Origin of the sequence: Dietzia sp. SLG310A2-38A2, assembly GCF_014145095.1 — a bacterium.
Classification (GTDB): Bacteria; Actinomycetota; Actinomycetes; order Mycobacteriales; family Mycobacteriaceae; genus Dietzia.
Window position 1 is genome coordinate 1 of sequence record NZ_JAALDX010000104.1, and the last position, 5185, is coordinate 5185.

Annotated in this window: 6 protein-coding genes; 5 read left to right on the top strand and 1 reads right to left on the bottom strand. The window is 71.0% G+C overall.

The genetic code is table 11. The features are described 5' to 3' along the window. The 5 genes from G6027_RS04040 to G6027_RS04060 all read left to right on the top strand — a co-directional run. Positions 1-1129 (top strand): extracellular solute-binding protein (locus tag G6027_RS04040; protein WP_206682461.1); only part of this gene is annotated, 1129 nt, incomplete at its 5' end. After that, positions 1126-2001: an ABC transporter permease subunit gene (locus tag G6027_RS04045; RefSeq protein WP_187702575.1), complete on the top strand. Its 876-nt coding sequence runs from the start codon at positions 1126-1128 to the stop codon at positions 1999-2001. The genes G6027_RS04040 and G6027_RS04045, both read left to right, overlap by 4 nt. Next, entirely contained in the window at positions 1998-2768 is a 771-nt protein-coding gene (locus tag G6027_RS04050; RefSeq protein WP_206682462.1) for a hypothetical protein, read from the top strand. The genes G6027_RS04045 and G6027_RS04050 overlap by 4 nt, the downstream gene beginning before the upstream one ends. Next, positions 2765-3850 (top strand): ABC transporter ATP-binding protein, encoded by a 1086-nt coding sequence (locus G6027_RS04055; protein ID WP_182635620.1) that lies wholly within the window; start codon positions 2765-2767, stop codon positions 3848-3850. The genes G6027_RS04050 and G6027_RS04055 overlap by 4 nt, the downstream gene beginning before the upstream one ends. Next, complete coding sequence (locus G6027_RS04060; protein WP_182635622.1) at positions 3847-4635, top strand: MBL fold metallo-hydrolase; 789 nt, start codon at positions 3847-3849, stop codon at positions 4633-4635. Before G6027_RS04055 ends, G6027_RS04060 begins: the two co-directional genes overlap by 4 nt. Positions 4636-4662: 27 nt before the next feature. Here the strand turns inward: G6027_RS04060 and G6027_RS04065 are convergent. Then, positions 4663-5185: CPBP family intramembrane glutamic endopeptidase (locus G6027_RS04065; protein WP_182635624.1), on the bottom strand; the 523-nt coding region annotated here is incomplete at its 5' end.

Consider the following 5185-nt stretch of genomic DNA (forward strand, 5'->3'; position numbering starts at 1 on the left):
GCCCGCCGCGGCCGACGGCGCCGACGGACTCGGGCCGACGGCGCCCCAGGATCAGACGACCAAGGACCAGACGATGACTCTCTCACGCACCCTGCGCGCACTCGCCGCGACCGCCGCAGCCGGACTCGCCCTGAGCGCCTGCGGCAACGCCGACACCGCGGGCGAGGAAACCCAGTCGACCGCGGCCGGGGACTCCGGCACGGTCATCACCTACAACAGCCCCTCGGAGTGGGGGAACTTCGGCGAGGTGCTGGCGGCCTTCTCGGACGAGACCGGGATCTCCGCCCCGAACGACCCCAAGAACTCGGGTCAGACGCTCGCGGCTCTCCAGGCCGAGGCCGCCTCTCCCGTCGCCGACTCCGCCTACGTCGGCATCGCGTTCGCCGATCAGCTGGTGCAGGCGGATCTGCTCAGCGCCTACACCCCCGAGGGCGTGGAATCGATCGACGAGGACCTCCGCGATCCCGACGGCCGGTGGCACACCCTGCACACCGGGGCGGTGGCGTTCATCGTCAACACCGAGCATCTCGGGGACGCCGAGGTGCCGCGGTCATGGGAGGACCTGACCAAGCCGGAGTACCGCGGCAAGGTGGGATACCTCGACCCGACCCAGGCCGCGGTCGGCTACTCCGTCGCCACCGCCGCCAACGAGGCGATGGGCGGGGATCTGGACAACTGGGAACCCGGTCTCGACTACCTCGGTCGACTCAAGGACAACGGAGCCGTGACCCCGGCCCAGACCGCGACCGCGCTGGTGGGCCAGGGCGAGATCCCGATCCTCATCGACACGGACTTCAACGGCTACAAGCTGCAGGAGGAGGGGATCGACGTCGAGGTCGTGATACCCGAGGAGGGCAGCCTCCTCATCCCCTACGTCGTGGGGATCGTCAACGGCGCGCCCAACCGGGACAACGCGGAGGAGCTCCTCGACTTCTACTTCTCCGAGCAGGGTCAGCAGCTCTTCGCCCGCGGGTTCATGCGTCCGGCCATCGGGTCGATCCCCGACGACATGGCCGCCAAGATGCTCCCGGACACCGACTACGAGCGGGCCCGCACCGTCGACTACGTCAAGCAGGGTGAGGTCCAGGAGGACTTCATCGCCGCCTTCACCACCGAGGTCGGTCGTTGACCGTCCGCACCCGGGTGACCCCCACCGTGGCGGGTGGTCCCCGCTGGGGATGGCTCGCCGCGGTTCCGGGGGTTCTCTTCCTGCTGGCGTTCGCCCTGTACCCACTGGTCTCCCTGACGCAGAACGCCATCGGGCTCGGACGTACCGGGCTGCGTGAGGAGTCGGGCCTCACCGCCGACTACCTCGTCGCCGCCCTCACCTCCGAGGCGATCCGGCGGGCCGTGGTCAACTCGCTCACGGTGTGCGTCTCGGCGGTGGCGATCGCCATCGCCCTGTCGATCCCGCTGGTCCTTCACCTGGCGGCCCGATCACACGTAGGCCGCAACACCTCACCGCTGGATTCCGCCTTCACGCTCCCCGTGGCCCTCCCCGGGACCATCATCGGGTTCTTCGCCGTGGTCCTGCTGGGCAACACGGGGCTGCTCGGCCTGTGGTTCCCGCAGCTGGCGGGCACCGCCTACATCATCCCCGGGCTCGTGGTGGCCTACACCTACTTCTCCCTGCCGAGGATCATCGGACCGCTCCGAGGGGCCGCGGAGAACCTGGATCCGGCGATGCCCGAGACCGCCCGCTCACTGGGCGCCGGACGCACCCGGGTCTTCGTCACCGTCACCCTTCCCCTGCTCCTGCCGGCGATCATCGAGGCCTCGGGGACGGCACTGGCGGTCGCCCTCGGCGGATACGGCACGATCGCGGTCCTCGCTCGTGGCGACCGCCTTCTCCCGCTCGAGGTGGTGGACGGTCTCAGCTCCGCCGGGTTCAACATCGCCACCGCGTCCGCCAACGCCCTGATCCTGGCAGTCCTGGCCGCCGGGTTCCTGCTCGCCGGCCGCGCGGTCGCCCGGATCACCGAGAGGATGGTCGCCCGATGACCGCGTCCCGCGTCTGGCTCTGGCTCATGCTCGGGGTCGTCCTGGTCCCCATGATCGCGACGCTGGTCGTGGCGACCAGCGTGAGTTTCATCGCGGGCCCGTACACCGGTGGGTTCACACTGGACTGGATGGCCCTCGGGTTCGAGCTGCTGTCCCCCACGCTCCTTCACAGTGCCGCGGTCGGGGTGGCCGTCGCCGCGATCAACCTCGTCGTCGGCGGACCGCTCGCGTGGTGGTCCTCCCGCTCCGCGTCCGTCACCGCCCGCGCGGTCGGCTACCTCGCCACGGTCCCGCTGGCCGTCCCGGGCATCGCCATCTCGGTCGCGCTGATCGGTACCTACGCCCAGCTGCGTCCGAGCGGGCTGCTTCTGCTCATCGGGCACGTGGTGTTCACGCTGCCCTTCACCCTGGCCGCACTGGTCACCGTCCTGGCCTCGGACCGGCTGGACGAGTGCGAGCAGGTCGCGGTGAGCCTCGGCGCCTCCCGCGCGCGGCAGGTCCTCACCATCACCATCCCGTGGTGCCTGGTCGCGATCGTCCAGGCCGCGGCGATGTCCTACGCCCTGAGCTACGGCGAGTTCAACATCAGCTTCTTCGTGAGCGTCCCGGCCGACCCGACGGCACCGTTCGCCTTGTTCGACGCCTACCAGACGAGACGACTCGAACTGGCGTCGGCGATGTCGGTCTGGTTCATCGTCTCCCTCCTCCCGGTGTTCGCGGTTCTCGTCGCGCTGCGTGCCCGTATGCACGAAAGGTCCCTGTCATGAGCACCACCGACATGAGCGCCACCGTCATGAGTACCTCCCCGGGCCTGGCCCTCGACGACGTCTCCGTCCGGTACGGCGACACCCTCGCCGTCGACGGGGTCACCATCGATGTCAGCGAGGGCGAGATCCTCGCCCTGGTCGGTCCCAGCGGATGTGGCAAGACCTCCCTCCTCCGGTCGATCGCCGGCATGGTCCGTCCCTCCACCGGAAGGATCCGGATCGGGGGCACCGACGTCACAGCCACGCCACCCGCCCGCCGCAACATCGGACTGGTCCCCCAGTCGTACGCGATGTTCCCGCACATGTCGGTGCGCGGGAACGTCGAGTACGGGTTGCGGGCGCGCGGGGTGAACCGGGCCGAGCGGACCCGTCGCACCGACGAACTCCTCGACCTGGTCCACCTCTCGGAGTACGCGGGACGACGGCCCGGCGCACTGTCGGGTGGCCAACGCCAACGCGTGGCCCTGGCCCGGGCACTGGCCATCGACCCCACCGTCCTCCTGCTGGACGAACCCCTCTCCGCGCTCGACCCCCAGCTACGGGCGGGTCTGCGCCGGAGCCTGTCCGCGAACCTCGCCCAGGTCGGGTGCACCACGGTGATCGTCACCCACGACCAGCAGGAGGCGCTGGCGCTCGCTCACTCGATCGCGATAGTCCGCGACGGCCGGGTGGTCCAACACGGGACGCCCGATGACCTCTGGAACCACCCGGTCGACGAGTTCGTGGCCGACTTCCTGGGTTCGGGCCGGATCCTCGATGCCGTGCGCACCCCGGACGCGGTCGAGGTGCTGGGCGGCCGGTGGCGGATCCCGGGATCCGGCATCGACGTCGCCCGCGTGGAGCGCGACGACCCGGGCCCCGGCGGTCGGGTACTCGTCCGCCGCGACTCCCTGCGGATCGCGGACGAGGGCACGCCGGGTTCCACCACCGCCCGAGTGCTCCACGCCGAGTTCGGCGGCACCGTCACCCGACTGCGCATCGAGGTGCACGGCACGCAGCTCGACATGGACCACGTCGGGCCCGCCGACCTCGGCCCGGTCGTGACCGTGGCCGCCAGAAGCGAAGGGATCGTCCTACTGTGACCACCGTCGAGGTCCTCGGCTGCAACGCCACCGCCCCCGGCCGGACCGGAGCCGCGTCGAGCTACCTGGTCCGCGACGAGTCGACCGCCGTGCTCGTGGACGCAGGCCCCGGATCCCTGCTCAGCTTCGCGCGCACCCACGAGCTGTCCGAGCTGAGCGGCATCGTCGTGACCCACCTGCACGCGGACCACAGCCTGGACCTCATGGCCTGGGCGTACCGATGGACGTTCCCCGACGTGCTCCCGCGGATCCCGCTCTACGTCCCGGCGGAGGAACTGGGCCGTCTCGAGCGGTTCGACGAGCTCTTCGGGATCCCCACCCTGCCGACCATGGTGTCCCCCATCCGGTCCGCCTTCCACGTGCGTGGGCTGGACCTCGACTCCCGGACGCCGGTCGGGATCGGCACCTGGTCGATCACCCCTCATCGCGCCCTGCACTCGGTGCCGTCCGCCGCACTGCGGTTCGCGGGCCCGGACGGGGTGGTCTGCTTCTCCTCGGACACCGGCCCGTGCCACGGGGTGGTCGACGCCGCCGCCGGGGCCGATGTGTTCGTGTGCGAGTCCACCGTCCTGGCCGCCGACGACGACGTGATCCACGGGCACGGGCACCTCACCCCGGAACTCGCCGCCGGGATCGCCTCCGAGGCCGGGGCGCGCCATCTCGTCCTCACCCACTTCGCGCGACCGGAGGAGGCGCAGGAGATGGGACGGATCGCGTCACGCCATTTCGACGGCGCGGTGACGGTGGCGCGGGAGGGTGCGACCGTGCCGGTGGTGGCCCGGTAGCCGGGAACCGCGACAGCCGAGCAGCCCTCAGGCCGCGCCCGCCGCGACGATCCCGGCGAACACCACCGCGTTGTTGACCCCGTGGAGCACGATCCCGGGCACGATCGACCGGTACCACTGCGCCATCACGCACAGGGAGATCCCCACCACCAACAGGTACGGCAGCGCGGGCGGGATCAGGTGCACGGCGGCGAAGAATGCTCCCGCGAGCGCGATCCCCGGAACGGCCCGGAACCTCGCACGCAGCGCGGGCAGGACGATCCCCCGGAAGACCACCTCCTCGGCCACGGGCACGAGGACCGCGACGACGAGCAGTCCGAGGACCACGAACGCGGGCCCGCCGGTGGCGAGATCCTCGAGCCCGTCGTCGGAACCCTCCGGCCCGGTTCCCAGTGGGATGAGCACGATCATCGAGGCGGCGACCCCCGCGACCATCACCGCCGGGATCTGCCACAGCAGGTGCATCGGCGAGCGCGCCGGCGGGCGCAGCCCCACATCGGCCCAGCCCAACCCGCGTCGGCGCAGCAGGTGGACCCGCACGGCCACCAGC

Bases quoted from the DNA above. Each gene is read 5' to 3' on its own strand.
- G6027_RS04050 (WP_206682462.1), top strand. From the start codon at position 1,998: ATGACCGCGTCCCGCGTCTGGCTCTGGCTCATGCTCGGGGTCGTCCTG.
- G6027_RS04055 (WP_182635620.1), top strand. From the start codon at position 2,765: ATGAGCACCACCGACATGAGCGCCACCGTCATGAGTACCTCCCCGGGC.